The 19,742-nt window shown below is 47.3% G+C and carries 7 protein-coding genes; all 7 read right to left on the bottom strand.

Translation table 11 applies throughout. The features are described 5' to 3' along the window. Positions 1 to 8 precede the first annotated feature (8 nt). Positions 9 to 2,069 carry a fasciclin domain-containing protein gene (locus tag E0E47_RS00620; RefSeq protein ID WP_008624681.1) on the bottom strand — a complete coding sequence of 687 codons (2,061 nt, stop codon included), beginning with the start codon at positions 2,067 to 2,069 and terminating at the stop codon, positions 9 to 11. 21 nt (positions 2,070 to 2,090) lie between these two features. Continuing rightward, positions 2,091 to 3,731 carry a RagB/SusD family nutrient uptake outer membrane protein gene (locus E0E47_RS00615; RefSeq protein WP_130892575.1) on the bottom strand — a complete coding sequence of 547 codons (1,641 nt, stop codon included), beginning with the start codon at positions 3,729 to 3,731 and terminating at the stop codon, positions 2,091 to 2,093. A gap of 24 nt (positions 3,732 to 3,755) precedes the next feature. Next, positions 3,756 to 7,064, bottom strand: a complete 3,309-nt coding sequence (locus tag E0E47_RS00610; RefSeq protein ID WP_008624679.1) for a SusC/RagA family TonB-linked outer membrane protein — start codon at positions 7,062 to 7,064, stop codon at positions 3,756 to 3,758. 29 nt (positions 7,065 to 7,093) lie between these two features. Further along, complete coding sequence (locus tag E0E47_RS00605; RefSeq protein ID WP_130892574.1) at positions 7,094 to 9,814, bottom strand: fasciclin domain-containing protein; 2,721 nt, start codon at positions 9,812 to 9,814, stop codon at positions 7,094 to 7,096. 91 nt (positions 9,815 to 9,905) lie between these two features. Continuing rightward, positions 9,906 to 13,577: a T9SS type A sorting domain-containing protein gene (locus E0E47_RS00600; RefSeq protein WP_232038279.1), complete on the bottom strand. Its 3,672-nt coding sequence runs from the start codon at positions 13,575 to 13,577 to the stop codon at positions 9,906 to 9,908. A 243-nt stretch (positions 13,578 to 13,820) separates the two neighbouring features. Then, complete coding sequence (locus E0E47_RS00590) at positions 13,821 to 16,634, bottom strand: alginate lyase family protein (RefSeq protein ID WP_232038278.1); 2,814 nt, start codon at positions 16,632 to 16,634, stop codon at positions 13,821 to 13,823. Positions 16,635 to 16,929: 295 nt separating this feature from the next. Further along, complete coding sequence (locus E0E47_RS00585) at positions 16,930 to 19,689, bottom strand: ATP-binding protein (RefSeq protein ID WP_232038277.1); 2,760 nt, start codon at positions 19,687 to 19,689, stop codon at positions 16,930 to 16,932. Between the last annotated feature and the right edge of the window lie 53 nt (positions 19,690 to 19,742).

Raw genomic sequence — 19,742 nt, 5'->3', positions numbered from 1 at the left:
CTTTTAATTTAATTTCTATCTTCTGGTATGGCACCATTATACACACTTTTCGGCACAATTTCGATAAAATCGATATTCAACATGCGCCCGGTTCTTTCGTCTACTTTACGCAAGCGCAAATAAGAAGGTTTTTCTTCCAAAGTCTGGGTGGTAACGATATTACGTATATACCACCAATCGTTAACCAACTTCGCACGTAATGAAACCCTGTCATTGTCTACCCTATACACGCAGGCAGGCCCCTTCATATACCCCAAATTACGCATAGCCTTGTCATTCTCAGTAATGGTTGTCTTTCCTTCGAGGTTATACGACACGTCGTTATGGATATCGTCAAATAAATCATTATCTGCTATCATTCCCACTTTTGGCATTCCGCCTCCCCATCCCAAATTCAAAGGAATTCCGGTGGGTTGCATATATTCGGTATTTTGTCCAAAATAGATTTGCGCAATTCCCATAAAGCCATTGGCCACGTACCCCAACCTGATTTCATATTGGCCGGCCGGTACGGCAGGCAAACGTAACATCACATCATATTCCCCCGCAAAATTCATATTATCCGTACGGAATGCTGCCAAATCATAGTGCGACCCCATTCCGGTTCCCTGAGCCTGAGGCCAACGGTTATATTTGCAATCGCATTGGCTGTCATAACGCACATCATCGAAATACCCTTCCGGGAAATGCCACCACAACATATCTCCGTCCGGATCCAGACGGACATCATTGTTCACCAATTCAGGAAACAAGACGCCCGTATCAATACGGATTCGTTCACTACGAAGCATTTTCACGACATTTTCATTATAAGAAAGGATGCTGCCCAGAAATTGGAAATTGCCATTTACAGTTGAAGAACCTCCGGAAGGAAGGACTTCCACACCATCCATCCTGTTGTCAGCCCTATTCACATCGTCACAGCGATTCAAATATATCCCGTCTCCCAAAAGAGAAACTTTTTGCGCACGCAACAAATTACCGGCCATGGTTTCGTAGTACTCCACAAAATCCCCACCTTCCTGCACAGACCAATCCGGAGTGGAACATACCAAATCCCCATAGCTTGCATTACGGTCCAAGATGTGATAAGCAATAAAACGGTTTAAAGGATTCTTGGGATGCGTATAGTCATCATCATATACCCCCTTGTCGTCCGGATATACCTTGTCGTATATGTCCTTTGCATAATTGAACAAGGATACCAAATCCGCCTGAAGATCTCCCGTATAGACAGGCTTACCCATATTTTGCGGATCATATACAGTTTTATATAAATTATCCTTCTCCACCAATACCGTATAACCGAACTTGCGGGCCGGAGGAACTTTATTCCCCTCCGTGGTGTACTCTGAGTTCGAAGCATATTGGGCCAACCGGGACAACATCTCCGGACTTTCATCTTTTTCCCTTAAAATGGAATCCGTCAAATGAGTCTGTTTCAATGCCTCCATAAACAGGGTAAAGCCTAATGTCTCACATTTGGACTGCATGTAATCAGGCAATACATAACTGGACTGCTCCAACACACGGTCTATGGTATGGACGACCCCATTGCTCACCGTATCGTTAGCTTGGATAATCCGTGAATAATCATTCAGGACAAATACCGTCATACTATCGTTTATTGCAGCATCGAACTCCTTCTCAATGGTCACTTGCACCTTACGGTCGTACATATTAGGCTTCTGAAGATAACCTGTTGAAAAATCAGAGGTCAAGTAGCGAACGCCTATCAAATGGCTTTTGGCCAAGGCCACCACTGCAGAATCCGGCAGGGTCTCCAACGTGCAGCCCGGATAATTACTATCCACATAACGGTCTATGGCCTCGTTGGTCGGTGCAAAGCAAGTGTAATCCCCATAAGCATACATCAAACCTTTCATGCCGGCACGTTCCAAAATAGTGGAAAACTCACCATATTTCCCGTCTGCATCCAAATAATCACCAACCGTCTGACCTTGGAACACATAATAACTGTCACCTTCCACACCGTCGTCATAACAGCCGGACAGCATGGTTGCCAAAACCACACATCCTATTACCTTATTATATATGTTACGTTTCATATTACTTCTATTTACTCTTGATTAATAAATGATGTAAGCCTGATTCTGGTCCGGTACCAACAACGGATTCACATCTAACTCTTTCTGATAAAAAGGCAGATACAAATTGTCCAATGACCCCATCCGAGCCACGGCATCACGTCCTCCCGTTCCATATTTACGTTGCAAATACGTGCTACGCAAGGTGGACATCGCATTCACCGGATTATCGGAGTGACGTACCATCCGCATCAAGTCATACCAACGCTTCCCCTCGAACATCAATTCACGCTGCCGTTCATCCAAAACGATGTTCTTGATCTTATCGGCATCATACACCAACAAGCTACGCCCTTTGCACGACCGCATGTTCACAGATTTCACAATCTCAAAAGCTTCCTGCTTGTTTTCATCCCCTCCCATATAAGCCAAAGCCTCAGCACGCATCAACATCACATCCGTCAAACGGTAAACAATCCAATTCTCTGCCGTGGAGCGAAGCACTCTTTCATCATTTCCAAAATACAAGAAACGAAACTTATAGACAGGATAACTGTTCGAGGGTTCGCCCTTATATCCGGTATTCTCTTCCAACCGTAAATCAGATGCGTCTGCAAACAAGGCATCAGCCGTCTGATTGGTCAAATAAGCCGCTGCATTGACCCTGCCTGAAAGGTCTTTATGATTTCCGTAGAAATAAGAAATACCTTCATTGCCATCCTTACGGTTGTCATAATCGTATTGAAGCTCAAAAATACTTTCAAATGAATTACCCCGCTCATACAACATGGTATAAGGATAATGCGATGAATAAGATTCATCCAAAAGCGGATAGCCATTGTACAAGGCCAGAGAGCCTTCCGTAGAAGAAGATATAAAATTTCCCTCCAATTCTGCTGTTTTGATGACATTGTACTCTGCCATTTTCTCATCCATGATTTCCTTGCAATATTGCACGCACTTGGCATAATCCCCTTTCCACAAGTAAATATCTGCCAAAAGGGCTTTCACGGATAACTTATTGAAACGTCCTTTCCTTTCGCGTTCATCATCAAAAAACTTTTTATTCCATATATAATCTTCTGACCATTCCAAATCTGCAATAATCTGTTCCAACACATCCTGCTCGGAGGATGCACGTACTTTGAAATCCACATCATCGCCGATAGTCGCCTGAAGCACCAACGGCACTTTTTTAAAGGTGCGGATTAAATAGAAATAACACAAGGCGCGAATCGACTTGGCTTCGGCTTCATGCGTACGTAATTCGTCTACTGAATAATTTCCATCCTTGGCTTGGGCCCCAGGTGCATAATGCAAGATGGTATTGCATAAATTGATTACATTATAGAAATCCGCCCACGAAGTCCAACTGTTGTCCGGAACGATATTATTCGTATAAAAATCATAAAGCTCCTTTTCTTTTGCGGCCATTGTGGAAGTTTCAGTCAAATTGTCGCCCCGTAACTCCCCCCAGGCTATCACACGTTGTGAGAAGCCCTTGTCCTGCATGTGAAAATAGCAAGAAGTTATCACACTCTCCACCTCGCTTTTCTTCTCCCAATAGTTTTCCACCACCACAGCATTCAGGGGCGTGATATCCAAGAAGTCGCCACAGGAAGTCGTAAAAGCGGCGAGAGAAACGGCCATGGCCAATGTCCCGGTTTTCAATATCTTTTTCATATTTCCTTCTGTTTATTCATGTCATTAGAACGTTGCTGTCAACCCGAATGTGAAAGACTTTGCACGAGGAGTAATCGCCTCGTCTTTAGTCACTCCCATATCACCATAATTCACTTCGGGATCCACGCCTGAGTATTTGGTCAGGCAGAACAGGTTCTCTCCGCTCACGTAGAGGTTCAGGCGGGAAAGCCCGATGCGCTTGATAAGCTTGGAGTCAAACCCATAAGAAAATTGCAAATAGTTCAGGCGCAAGAATGAGCCGTCTTCCACAAAACGGTCGCTACCCATCCAGTTATATCCTTGGCCATACAAAGCCCGAGGCAACACATGTCCCCCATTTGCACCGTCACCTTCCTTACGCCAACGATAGTTCACCGCCGTACTCTGATTGTCGGCACCATGCATGTTTTCCGCCCTCATTCGTGCCACATTTGCAATCTTGTTACCATAACGGTAGTTGAACTGCGCATTCAAACTCCATCCTTTATAGAACAACCTAAACCCAAAACCACCAGTCAATTTGGGCAATGAGCTGCCTAAATAGACCACATCATATTGATCAATGCTTCCGTCATGGTTCACATCTTCATAAATAGCATCACCACCGGTAAAAGCATATTTCGTACCATTATAATCATAATACATGGGCATCGGTTCTCCATTGGCACCATAAATGACGCTTCCGGCCTCATCCCGCGCCACCGGACAAGTCGCGCCGGATGCCTGTGCCTTGTCGAACTGGTCGTAACTGTAAGCATACACGCCTTTGTAACGCAAGCCGTAAATCGCACCAAACGGGTTGTCTATCTGCACACGGGACATATACTCCCCGTTTTTAGGTAACTTGACCCCTGTTCCATTAATGGCATTCAGACGCGTAGGTGTCATGGCCGTAATGGTATTCCGGTTATTAGCGAACGTAAGATTGAAAGTAGCTGCCAAATCTCCCGCCAATTTTACACGGTTCAGGTTCAAATTGATTTCATAACCTTTATTCAACATGTCTCCACCATTCTCCACAATCAACTCCGAAAAACCGGTCGTTGTGGGAATAGAAGCATGTTCGGTCATCAAGTCTGTTTTCTTATGGGAATACAAATTGATATCCGCCGTAACCAAATCATCAAACAATCCGATATTCCACCCTAAGTTCCACGCAGACTGTTTTTCCCAACGCAAATCCGTCAAGCGGACATTGTTCGGCCGCATCCCGATGGAATTAATATACCCTCCGTCTACACCATACACACTGAAATGAGTATCTTCCTTAGGAGGTTGCGTACCCGTCACGCCCCATCCGAAACGAACCGCAAACATGCTCAACCATTTTTTGGTAGGTTCCATCCATTTTTCATCCGAAATGTTCCAACGGCCGGAAGCTGAATAAAAATACCCCCAACGGTACTTTTGGCCAAAACGGGTGTTTCCTTCTCCGCGCAAGGCCAAATCCAACGAATACTTGGACTGGTAGGCATAATGCCCCTGAAGCACCCAATTGGCCTTCCGCCAATGACCTGCCCCCGTTTTCGTCTCGTTCAAAAAGCCACCGGCTGTCCCGGAAGTGATGGTTCCGCTTGGCAACAAGTATGAACTCAAGAACTGGGAACTGGACGTACCGGAAACCATTTCCCCTTTAAAGAACAAGCGTACCGAGTGGTCTTGGTTCATGATATAAGGGATATATGTCAACTGATGACGTGTGTTAAAACCGAAACTCTTTTCAAAAGCCGAAGAAGCGGAATTTATCCCTTTCTCATTCTCCTTGAAATCCACATTCCTCAACTCCCAAGGATAGTAAGAATCATTGTATTTATTATAAATGCTCAATACCACAGTCCCCTTATAAGTCAATTGGTGCGAAGTCTCGTCAAGTCCCAACAAACGGTATTGGAAATCGAATTGGGGTTGGATGTTATAACTACGTTCCTCCTTCTTTGCCAAATATGCCGAAGCCACCGGATTCACTTTACCGCGTTGTGACGAAAGTTCATCCTTGTCCCCTTGGTACCGTTCCACAAACCTCGGTTGCATGTAATACGTACCCAAAGAATTACCGTACGCATCCTCGTCATAAATAGCCAGATTGGGCATCTTCGTATAAGCTATCCCCAACAAATCATCACTATTCATGTGGTTGTCCGTATAAGTCAGTGCAAAGTCACTCGAAATCTTGATGCGGTCGTTCACAAAATAATCCAATGCCATACGGGTTGTAAAACGATCCAGTTTCTGAGCGATGATAGAACCTATCTGATGGTCATAACCGGCAGAAATACGATAATTCGCTTTTTCCCCGCCTCCCGACAAAGAAACATAATGCGTTTGGAACAACCCGAACTGCTTCACGGCATCCCTCCAGTCGGTATTGTTATTGAATTGTTCGTATTCAGAAAACGTCGGGTCATAATTCAGTTCCGGCTGACTTTCGGGATTTTGGTTCACATTGAAAAGTTCCTCTTTCATCATCATGGTATACTCATCTCCGTTCAATAATTTGTAACCCTCCGGCTGATAAGTCCCCTTCAACCTCAAAGAATAAGTAAACTGGGGCTTGCCACGCCTTCCACGCTTGGTTACGATATTGATGACCCCGTTAGCACCTTGCGATCCCCAAATAGCCGTAGCCGCCGCATCTTTCAGCACCGTAATGCTCTCTATGTCTTCCGGGTTGATAGACAATAATTCGGCAAACTTTTCATCCGTCATACTCGTATAATCAATGTCATCATTGGCATTGGTCTCAAAGATGTTGTCATCCACGACAATCAACGGTTCCGCATTTCCCATAATGGTTGACACACCGCGTAAACGCATCGTCGTACCCGAACCCAGGTTTCCGGATGAAGCGATAATGTCCAAACCGGCAATGCGTCCTTGCAAAGCCTCGTCGGCAGAAGTGAAGGACAAACCTTCGAATTCCGTCATCTTAATAGTCTGTTGGGCAAAAGACTGTTCACGTTCCGGTATTTCCAATCCTCCGGTGGCTATCTTCGGACGGGCTTCCACCACGACCTCTTTCATCACCTTACTGTTTTCCTCCATCATGATATCGAAAACCACCCGCTTTCCTATTTCCTGCAAAACCGTCTTGTACCCCATATAAGTAAAACGCAACTTATTCTTAGGGTTTTGTACTTTTAGGGTGAAATGCCCGTTCATATCGGTCACTGCGGCCGATACAATACGGTTGGCCGCATCTATCTCTCCCACATACACTCCCATCAGAGGACCCAAATCGTCCGACACGGTACCGCTTGCCACTTGGTTCTGCCCGACGGCCCACAGCGGACATAAGCAGAATAGGAATACTATCAAATATTTTATCTTATTCATAACCTCTTTTTTTATGATTCATGGTATTGTTAATCCTCCGGAACACGTTCATTATCTTTCAGGCAGAAACATTCGTCATCGTATATCAAAGGTTCATTCACACGATGAACCACCACGTATGAAGAAGCGTTGATATTACCATTTTCCGTCTTTTCCGAGAATGTGTACTCACGTGTCATCCGGTTATAGAATTCTGGATTTTCAGTCGTTATACGAACTACACCCGTCTTCTCCGAATTGTCTGCCACCGTAATACCTGTGGCATCAGAATTCACCCGCAAGGTATAGCTCAACCCCTTGTCTGCACCGTCCGAATGGGTTGCCGCAGTCTCGAAAGACATATTACGGGCATCCCCACCGATATAAACCGCATTGTCTTGGAAATGGTACTTCAAGAAGTTCATCACCCGTTGGGTGTAAGCCTGTTTCAAAGAATCCACATTGACATCCGTCCCGGCATACACGTTGGCCAGATTGTTGATGTCCTTCCAACGCGGCAACCCGAGGCTGTAAGCTTTTTCCATAGCCGCATTATCCGGCACATATACCGTATAATGATAAGAACTGAAAGTCTGTATGGCCGCATTGTCATCGTTCATATTCAAAGATTTTGTAGAAATCAAAGAATACAGGTTAGACTCGTTGGTCGTCCATTCCTCATTTCCCAAAAGCAATTCGTAAAATTCAGAATACTCCGGATGTTCCACCAACTCCTGCATCAAACTATGGAATGTAGGCTGTACCATTTGGTCAAGCACGTAATACACCCCATTGTCCATCGTTACGAAATCCTGCGTTGTTACTTTTTCCCCGGAATACTGGTCGGTCACGGTCACTTGCCCGCCCACTTTTTCAACCTTCATGGGTCCGTCATCCTTCGTCTGGTAATATACAGAACCATTACCCACATAATTGCCCCCGTTCACATCCCGGGGAACGATACAGAAGTTCAGCAAATCGGTCAGACGGTTCTCGACCACAGGATTGATTTGATAATATGAATTGCCCTCACTATCCTCCTGCAACGTGCTGCCCAATATGCGCATGTCATCCTCCGTGCAGCCGGCCCATCCGCCCAATTTCTTATCATAGCGGTAAGAATACGCTTCCACCTGGTTCTTCTCCGCATTATAATAAAACTTGAACCACCGCGGGTCCGTTCCGCTATACGACACGGGGTCAATGTAACGGGAAAGGGCCTCATCCGTCAATATCATGAAATCATAATGGCTCACCATAGATAACAAGTAAGGCCTGAACTCCAAACTTCTAATAGCCCAATTCATGATTTTCATATTCTCATTGACCAACGTCGGAGCCAATACGGAACGGAACGATGCCGGAGCATAGGCTTTTTTCATCACGTACACGGCACCATTGTTACACACAGCCGTGCTTCCTTTTATAATATCAGCCTCGTCAAGTCCGACAGGATCTTTGGCATCATCCAATACCAAATTGAATTTGCTGGGCAAAGAAGACAAGAACGAATACTGCATATGGTTGTTCAAGAACTCTGCCAACACATCATTGGGAACGTTTTCGAAAGGCTCGTCACTCGGATAACGTTCACGCAAGAAAGAGCCGTTTTCACTGTTCCAATACGAATTCAACGCCTCATCCGTAGGAGCGAAGACAGCACCCATGTCCAAGTTGACATTATCCGTATACTCCCCACCTGCGGTATAGATATTCCCTTCTGCATAATCGTTACGCGAAGGATCAAATTTCAGCACGCCGTCCACTTCCACACCGTTGTACGAAGTCAGTGAATTCCCATCGGCCGAAGAGAAAAAATAACGTCGTCCATATATGGAGTCACCTCCGGCCAATGCCGGATAAAGATTCTGGTCAGCATAACGGTCGTGCAAATCCTTGTAAGAATTGGAAAGGGAAGCTGATACGAAAGGAGCTGAATAACGGTCCATCAATTTGCTGAACAAAGAGGTAGCCCCGTTCGTACGCAAATAACCGGCCATGTTGGGCAAAGGTTCCGGCACACCATCCATAATATGGATATATCCATTCTGGCACGTCACATTCCCCTCGCGTACCTTCACATTATTTATATATACATCCTCTTCCTGGAACTCCGTTCCATTAAAAAGGTAAGAAAAATCTTTTTTAGTGATGCCCTTGGACATCATTTGGCGCCAAATAAAATGCACCATCGGCACAGTCCCTTCTTCAATCAGGTTATACACGGGCTGATGCCTTCCACGCAATCCGCCCCAGTAATCCGCACTCACTGAAGCCTCAGGCAGTTCTGCCACGGACACAGCCGGAATGGAATCATACACCGACCATTGCGTATTGGTACGGCGCATCACCTGCCCTTTCAATATATTGTCTCCTGACGGTTGGTTGGTCAACAAATCAAGCACGTAGGCATTCTCCAACATGGAAGTGTTCACCAAAAACCTCTTCATCGGAATAGAAATATGGTTCTCGTCCACACCGTGCGCCTTGAAATAAGCGCGATAAGTATCATCGTCGGGCACGAAGACCGTCACGCTACCGGTCTTGCTTAAGAATTCGGTGCGCCCCAAGTCATCCACCATCTTCAAGTAAATACTGAAATTACCTCGACGTGACAACTCGTCATAAATGCTTTGCCCCAACCACGAGGGTTTCTCCTGTGCCCATTCATAATCATCCGAACAGGAGGGCATCATGCAAAGTGCACCCACCCCAATAGCCGTGGAGAGCAACACCTTATACGTCCTTGCACGTAATACCTTTATTAGCATAAAACCTTTATTTTAAATTTTGTTTTCCTTTCACCTTAAATGGGAGAAACGGGACGGCACACGGCGGTGTCCCGTCCCGTTTTGTTTTAGATTAATTGCCTGCCACTACATATTTCTTGCCGCCTGCAATATAGATGCCTTTCTTCAAGCCATTCACCGCATCGGCACGTTTCACTTGCTTGCGCACAAGCTTGCCGGTAATATCGTATACATCTACAAGTTCCGACGAATTAGCGTTGCAATCCATCATGGTGCCACCGATATTGCTTCCTCTTTCCGTACCTATATAATAGAGACGGAAATTGTCGGCCAAGAACCAAGAATCATTTCCTCCAACTCGTCCATTACCACGTATTCCGATAGTTACGGCCCCATTCTCCACATAGATTTCAGGAACCACCGTGGTCGTTCCCAAAGTAGCCTGTGCTGCATCCCATACATCCTGCTTTCCGTTAAAGGCACTGTCGGCATATTCAATTTCAGTATAGGCATATACAAGACTGTCTTGTCCGGCACTTCCGGTCACAGTACTTACCTCCACACTGTTCGTCTGTGCGTAAAGCCTCATCTTGTCCCATTCATGGTTCAAGAACGTAGCAGCTTCCACACGATAGGCACCGGTAGGTAATCCATACTTACCCTCGGCAGACACTTCGGGTTGCGTACCGATAACCTGACGATAATCCGTAGCCGAAGAAATATTATGAGCATCATTGCTAGAGTGACTGGTCGTGTACATCCAAGTATCACCAGAAGTGGCTCCTGTACGCGGTGCGCGGTCGGCATTCGTCTCCAATGTCCATCCATTGATTCTCACATCCGTCGGATTGCCTTCATCATCCGTGGCATCCTGATAGATATTGGGATTGACAACAAATGTCGTCATATCAAACGGTTCATCAGCTGTTGCCCGGGACAACACTTCAGGAGTCATGGCATTGACACACTCCCCTTGCAAGGCTTGTACCGCCAAATCCACATCCAAAGGATCCAACTCATCCGAAGCAAGATAAGTCATTACGTTAAGGTAAGCCTCTGTTTGTGCCAAGCCCCCTATCTGGTCAGCCAGAACTTTGGCAGTACCCATCGGGTAACAAAGTGCCACGGAATTCATCAACTCCGCAGTGGCCGCCTTTAGAGCCTCCGCCTGTTCAACCACTGCGTCCGACAAATAATTGTCCCAAGACATATCCTCAGCCACTTCCGCAGCCATCTCCAAAGCCGCACTAAATGTTTTCTTTGCTGTAGGTTGGGCAAACAAAACACCTTCATTCAATTGGTTATTGAAATTATTTCCATTCTGCACCAACGGAGTCAAAAGCAAATAATTCGCAATCAATTTCTCAGCATCTGCGTTCATCTTGTCCAAGTCGTCTATGGCATAAGAAACGTCATCCAAAGTCCCTTCCGTCAAGAATATATAATAACCCTCTTCCGGATCCAAGGCAAAACCGTAAGACTCACTGTCATCAATGCCATAAACAGCCAAAGAATCATGCAATACGACAGCCTTATCCAAACGGTCTTGTAAACGTCCACGGTAAGCACCAAGAACATCAGAACCGGCAAAATAAAGACGGAAGTTATCGGCATACCAATTCTTACCATTACCTCCTTGATGGTTATTCTCCGGATCTGCTCCCCTTACACCGATATACAACTGGCCATCCACCACCACGACATCTTCTACCGTACTGGTCACATCTGTCTTAGAAAGAGCCTCATCATAAAGCATCCTGTCGCGGTTAAAATACACCGTGTCGATATTTACACTGTCAGATGTCGCATACAGTACAATCTTATTCGGATCACCGTCTGAATAAGTGGCAGCCGCCAACTGATACAAACCGTCCGGCAATTTGACCGCACCATCCCCGATTCCTATTTTCTGATAATAATGCACTCCTGTCACGTCGTTGCCTTTATTACCAGACCAGTTACCGGCATGCAATTCGCCATCACCGTCAGTCACCGTACACCAAATACTGTTGTCACGGGCATCGTTCCGACCGAGAATCCATCCACCAGGCATCTGGTTCTGTACACCGGTATTATTAAAGATATTCGGATTGGTAATAAAGCTTGTCATATCCAATTTGTTCTTTTCCGTGACAGTAGCCAAGAATTCCGGCGTCAGTTTCTCTTGGATTTTCGCATTCAAGGCAGCCACATCCAAGATGGCATCGTCAAATGTCAATTCCACGGCATCCAAATCAACCAACACTTTCTTATACTCATCCGTGTTCTCCAATCCGCCCAACCGGTCTGCTAAAGCCTTTGCCTTTCCTAAAGCGTATGACAATCCGGCCCAATTCCGGGCCGAAACCACCATTGCATTCAATTTCGTGGCACTTTCTTCTGCCCCGACGACCATATCAGCCATATTGGTCTCCGCAAGTTGTTTCTTAGCTTCCGCAATCTGTTGCTGCAAAGAAGTCTTCAAAGCATTGTTCAATGTGACCTCCCCGTTCTCGACTTTTGCCCAATATGCCTCAGCCCCCTTCACGGCATTATTCAAAGCCATGGTCAAAGCACGTGCGGCATTAGCCGATTTCACAGTCTCCGACACCACTTGCAACGCTTCCGTGACATCGCCTGTGGTTCCGGCATACTTGTCATATACGGCCTGAAGCTCTGATTTTATAGCTTCAGCTCCAAGGTCATTAAAGTCATTAATCAGATTCTGGAATGAACCCATCAACTCAGTAAAGGCTTCTTCTGCCGTTGCCTCTCCCAAATATGTCAAACGGAAATTGTCGAAAACGGCCCAATCATTCTTGATATACGCATTTTTCTTCACACCGAGACGCAAAGTACCGTCCTGCACAATCACTTCCACCGTATTACCGGCATAACGCCCGTCGCCAAAGGCAATCGCAGCCTTGTTGGCATCTGCGGGAACATCTTCCTCACTCTCGGCCAAAAGAAGAGGGGATTCAACCAAGCCGGCATACAACATGGCGTTCCGGGCCGAACCGTCACCTCGATAAAAACCTTGGCAGGTCAAACGGTAACGCCCGTTACGGATGCCAGTAAGTTCCTGGTAAATATCGAAATTGTCATTATTGGACGCCTCCGCACAATAAAAATGATTTCCAGAAGCTCCACCCGGAGAACTCAAACTGACCGTTCCCCCATTATGCACTTCTTTCCAATTATGAGGTTCCGTGCGGACAAAACTGGCTCCCATGATATAGAACGTGGCATCCACTCCATGGTCTTTGGTCGCTTGGTCAAGCTTTTGCTCACGCTGCGCTTTCGAAACGAACAACCATTGCGCGTCAGTGGCACTTCCGTTACCGTCCAAAGTCAGCACTGTGCCTTCCCCTCCATAATAAAACCATTTGTTGGCATCCAAGTTCATCACATACTCATTAAGGCCGTCATCCGGCGTGGGATCGGTGAAGGTATATTCAGCCGGATTGCCATTGTCGATATACCCATCGCTACCCAAGCCCCTGTTGTCACCGTTGCAACGGGTCACAATCTTGTATTTCCCGTTCGACACGACTACCGTGCACAATAATCCCGGCTGTCCCAAGGAACCTTGCGTCCCCCAGGTATTGGCACCCAAAAGGAAACCGTCACCACTCTTGTTATAAAGGTAAAACTCACCGCCTTCCGCAGGCAGAGCCTCACCCACCCAAGGATTCTCTTCTTGGGCAAAGGCCATGTTGGCAGCCGTCAATGCCATGGTCATCAAAGCCACTGGCAAGCGTTTGCCCAACCGGACAGAAAAAATTTTCGTCGTTCTTCTTTTCATGCTCATAAGTTTTAAGGTTCATTATTCTTATCGCATATCACAGCCGAACCCATTGACTGCAAAAGCGTTTCTTTATCCAACCGTTTTCAAAGGTAGGCACTATTTAAATTAAGGTATGGGACAAAAAATAACAAATGATTAGACATTTTATAACATGGCACAGAAACCACTGATTTTCAATACATACAAAATGTAAAAAACCACCTTTATCCTATCGTCCCATACTCATTCCATCCCATAGCCCTACATCACCTTCAGGCTCTTGCAACGCCCTGAAGCCGTCACATAGCGCAAAATCATCATGCCTTTCCGCGACGGCATATCCACACGGTTTGTACCCGGCACACAACGGACACTGCTCAACAGGCTACCCTCAAGTGTATATACATCCAACAAGCCCTCTTCGTCCACGGAGACTTCCAGACTGCCTTCACCACGACCGACAACTTCCAACAACGGGATGCCCTCCTCATTCTCCAAAACGGCATCCTCTACAGATGAACCGTCTTCCTTCTTCACCAGACGGAACGGGAATGAAGTGCAAAGCCCTTGGTTCACCGATATGACCGATGACTCCGGAGCAATCTCCCACAAACCGCCGGACGCGGACGAGGAACGCTCTATGGCATACAAGTCGTCCGACCCGCATTTATGCCACAAATTGAAAGAATGACGGGAATAATCGCTCGCCGAACTCAGACGCCCGTCCTCCGACAAATGCTGCCCGCTGTTGGTACGGCTGATGAACATGTAACGCGAACCGTATGTAGAGGGAAGGCGGCGGATGCGCCACAGATACTCTTCATCGGTATCTTCTGAATAAGTCATGAACTGACCGTCCGTATTCCGCAGGTAACGACCGCCCATAGCCTCTTGGATATAGTAGCTGTCCTTATCAGAAGGAGACAAAACATTGGTCTCATATACCGGCACATCGAAATGGTACACCGTGCGAGCCTCTTTCCCTGTAGATGAAAAACGTTGGAACACCAAGGTAACATTGAAACTGGTGTCCATGGCCGATACATGCAGGGTATCGTTCAAATCGGCCACCTGCCCGCCCAAATCATCCAAATGGTAAGTCAGCGTGTCGGCCTGGATGGTATCGTTGCCCACGACCCATTTATAAATACGCGTCGAATTCACCGACTGGCTCAATATGGACGTAGGCTTGGCATAAAGGCTGAAAGAAGCACCACGAGGCAACACCATGGAAGTACCGGGATATTCTTCGCCATTATAAATAATGAAAGGATCTATTTCGGAAACCTCCACGCGGAACACCTGAGACTTGAGCACTCCCGACTTGTGTTCCATCGTCACACGGTAATAGGCACTGGAAGCCACACTGGCCAATTCAAAACGGTTGGTTGTCGCGTTGTTCAGCTTCGACCACCTCTCCCCGTTCGTGCTCTTTTCCCAACGCCATGACTTGACATGCCATCCACCGTAATCCATACCTAAAATCACGCTCTCGTTCTTCTTCACGTAAATCAAAGTGTCCTGGCTTTCCCGGTAAGCATATTTGCAATAAGGCGTACAGTCACGCACGTATGCCTCACCAGCCACCTGTATGGAGAACATCTGCGTGCTTACCACTCCTGCCGCATTCGTATAACGCACGCGGTACACGAAAGAGGTATCCGCTTCCACCTCACGCTCGGCCGAAGTGCAAGAAGCATCATCGTCCCACGACCACTTTCCGGTATCAGTCTCACCATCCGGCAAAGCCACCTTCAGCGTCACTTTCGCCCCTCTCGGGACGGCATTCAACAAAGTACGGTCCAACGCCTCACCGTCATACCCGATGCTCCCTTTCAGGACGGTCGGCACAAGGGTCTTGTCTTCCAACGGATCCAAGGAACACATCAGCGTGGTGAAACCCAAATGGTCGTATCCGCCGCTGTTGCCGCCATAGAACCCTCCTCCAGCATCTATGCCGTCACCGTGGACCATCATGATCTTATGCGAATAGGGCATGTCCACGCCACGGATGTTTTCGTAGTAGTTCACGATGCGCGGCCAACCGCAGCGGTTGGTGCCTTGCCCGCCAGACCCCATCTCGGGGAAAGTGCCGTCCGAATTGGTGTATGGAGAATTGGGCAGGTTTTCCTCAAAAGTATTGTAAGCCGCCACATACTCAAAACCGGCCGCAATGCGGTCGTCCATATAGGCATAAAGGTCGTCTCCCTGGTTCAAACCTGCCCCACACACATCCGCTGCCAAAACCACAGCCATGGAAGCATGTCCTTGGTCTCGGTTGGATTCCTGCATTTGTCCGAAATAACCGAAGGGTCCACGCTCGTCCGGATGGAGCTTCCATACCAGATTGCGAAGCGTCTCGGCATAGCGGTGGTCCTCCATGTACTTGTAATACTCCATACCGGCATTGTACACATAAATGTCGTCGCACAAAATGCCCACACTGATTTCGCACAACACGTTGCACAACCCCCAATTCGACCAGTAATGATCGTCGGCACAACCATGACGCTCCTGCAGGAAACCGAAACTTTGGTCACTGAACACCCTCAGCATCCACTGTTGGTAACGTTTGAAATCCTCACGGTTCCACCCTTCGTAGTCCCGCATCAATTCTCCTGCATTGGCAAATTCATATCCATAAAGCCCGGAGGCAAGGCTTCCGTTGGAATTACCGGACACTTTCTGGCAGGTCCTGGCCCATGCGTTCATGACTTCAACAGACTTTTCCGCATAACGCTCATCTCCGGTAATCTTCCAAACCAGTGCACACTGGTAGGCTGTAGCTGCATCATTCATGGCGGCTCCATAATTGTCACCTTCCGGTTCCCAGACATTCCATCCTCCACGGATAATCTTGACTGTGGGATTGGGCTTCCAATTCAAATCCACATGCTTGCTGGTCATCAACTTGTTGTAGGCCGCCGTCCAAGGTTCCTGCCCGGTGGCCAACTTTTCCTTCACCCTGTCGAAATCCGCCTGCGTGTGCAATATGCCGGGATGTATGAACCCCTGCCCCATTCCGGACAAAGACATACAGGCAAACAGAAACGACAATACGCTCTTTTTGTTCATAGCATTCATTTTAAAAATACAACGTTCCAAAATTATATGATTCATTCCATACAATATGGGACAAAAAATAACAAATGATTGGACAATTTCTAACACCGCACATAAGACACTCATAACCACATACATAAGATGGCGAAAAAGATAGCATAAAACCCTTGAATCAATCTCAGGAGAATGAAAAATCATTTGGCTGAGATTGATTTTTCATTCTCCTGAGATTAAAAATCCGTTTGGCTGAGACCGAAAATCCACTCCATGCACTAAGGGTTTCACACGACAATAAAACAAGACATTTTTAGGCTTTAGGACTTTTGTTTTCCCTCTTGTTCGCTTCACGGTACTGCGTAGGTGTCATGCCGAACTCTTCCTTGAAATAACGGTTGAAGTATTTGATGGTGTTAAACCCTACCTTATCCGCAATCTCCGCCACGTTATATTGGCTGCCCGCCAACAACTGGGCGGCACGTTTCAAACGGACGGAACGGATGAACTGAAGCGGTTTCATGTTCAAGATGACCGTCAGCTTTCGGTTCAGGTGTGTCTTGCTCAAACCGAGGTCTTTGCTCAAATCCTCCAAAGAATACTCCGCATTGCCCATGTTTTTCTCCACGAAAGCCAAAGCCTTCTTCACGAATTCTTCATCCAAAGACGTGGTGGTTATCTCGCTCGGAGTGATTTCAATGTTTTTCCTGAACGTTTCCTTCCTCGCCTCCCGTTGCTCGATGAGTTTACGGACACGGACCTGCAACAGCTCGAAATTGAAAGGTTTCGAGATATACGAATCGGCACCGGCCTTGTAACTTTCTATACGTGCGTCATCCGACATCTTGGCCGTCAACAAGATGAAAGGGATATGGGAAGTATGAATGTCATTCTTCATCCGTTGGCAAAAGGCTATGCCGTCGCACCGAGGCATCATCAGGTCCGAAATGACAAGGTCGGGCCATTCCTCACGTACCATTTCCTCCCCTTCCACGCCGTCCCCAGCTTCTACCACGTCGAAATCCGCACTGAGTTCATGAACCAAATAAGCCCTGAAATCCGCATTGTCTTCCACGACCAACAGCTTTTTCTTCCCACCGGACGGCTCTTCGTCTTCTTCTCCGGCCGACAGGACGGAAGCTTCCACCGTCTCCTTGTCCTCCCCGTGCGGCACGGTGGCTTTTTCGTCGTGCAACAAGTCTGCCGGCAAAAGAACCGTAAAAGTGCTGCCCTCACCAGGCCGGCTGTCCACCGTAATCTCTCCACCGTGCAAATCCACATAGCCCTTGACCAGATGCAAACCTATCCCGCTGCCCGGTTGGGTCTTGTGGCCGTCCTCCACTTGGTAGAAACGAGTAAATATACGCTCCTTGTCCCCTTCTTCCATGCCGCACCCCGTATCCCGGACGGACACGGCTACATATTCACGCCCGTTGCGGACCGAACTTTCCACACCTACGCCTATGCAACCGCCCGAGGGGGTAAACTTCACCGCATTGGAAAGCAGATTGTTCACCACCTTATAGACCTTGTCATGGTCATAGTTCATATAAAAATGCTCCACCTTGCTTTCAAAAGTCAACGTGATACCTTTTTCTTTCACAAGTCCGCGGAAAGCCTCGACCGCATCCCGGACGAACACGACCATATCCCCCATGCTGACCGACAATCTCTCCCCCCGCATCTCCAATTTCCGGAAATCCAACAACTGGTTCACCAACTGGAGCAGTTTTTCCGCATTACGGTAAATCACGGTCAGCCTCTGTTTCAAGTCCACGTCGCCCTGCTGTTTGATAAGTGTCCCGAGAGGTGTCAGGATCAGCGTGAGGGGCGTACGGAATTCATGACTTACATTCGTAAAAAAGCGCAGCTTCATCTCTTCCAGATGCTCCTGCTGCTTCCTGGCGTTTTCCCTGCGCTCCTCCATCATCTTTTCCTTTTCCCGGCGCACGTACATCCGTGAAAGCCAATAGACCACGCCAATAGCTACAAGGACATACACCGCCATGGCATAATAGGTTTCCCAAAAAGGAGGATGCACGACAATGGACAGCCGGGCAGGTTCCTTGCTCCACACCTTGTCGCCATTGGCCGCATACACTTCAAACTCATACGTCCCGGGACGCAAGCCGGTATACACGGCACGTCCAAGGCTAGCGGCACGGGTCTCCGTCCATCCCTCTTCATAATTTTTCAACCTGTATTTATAATAAGTGTGGGACGGGTTGGCGTAATTCAACCCGGAAAATGCTATGGATATGAAATTCTCATCATAACGAAGTTCTATCTTGTCCGTACGGGTCATGGGGGCAGACAAAACGACATGTCCCTCATATTCTTCTCCCACCCGGACGGGTGTATTGAAAATACTAAGCCCTGTCAGGATGGGGCGGTTGGCAGCTTCTTCACACACCATGTGACCGGGATTGAAATAATTAAACCCGTGTGCCCCTCCGAAATAAAGCATCCCGTTTTTCGCTTTCAGTGCGGCATGGTCATAAAACATCCCGCTTTGCAACCCGTCCGGCACACCGAATGCCACTACGGAAAAATGATACCCGCCTTTTCCCTCTTCACGGGGAATAATCTTACATATACCATTCAGGGTCGAAGCCCACACTACCCCGTCACAGTCCTCCAAAATGGAAGAAACCGTATTGTTCGGCAACCCTTCGGACATCGTGAGCAAATAAAGACGTTCCGTCTTTTTATCCCAAATCCGGATGCCGTCCTCCGTGACAAACCATTGCAAACCGCGTGCGTCGGTCAGCAAGCCAAAATATTTTATGCCGGATTTATAGTATTTATCTTTACGTGTATCGGGAATCCGAACTTCGTCTTTTCCTGCGTCGTAATAAAACAAGCCGTTGTCCCCCAACGCGGCAAAACAATCTTTCCCTGTGGGACAAAGAGAAAGAATCAACTTAAAGTTCTTCAACTCCGGATGCCGTTCATGCAGCATAAACTCAATGGTTCCGTCCTCCGGGTCCAACAGCCCCACGCCGCCATTCACGCTGACCCAATAATTTCCATGGGAGTCTTCATACAATGCCCGCGACACATTCTGCGCCACGTCCTGCTCGGAATCGCCTTGGCTTCTTAAAAAATGCTTACATCCCCCGCAAA

Source organism: Paraprevotella xylaniphila YIT 11841, assembly GCF_900683745.1.
In the GTDB taxonomy this organism is placed as follows: domain Bacteria; phylum Bacteroidota; class Bacteroidia; order Bacteroidales; family Bacteroidaceae; genus Paraprevotella; species Paraprevotella xylaniphila.
This window is presented reverse-complemented; position numbering and strand designations above follow the sequence as displayed.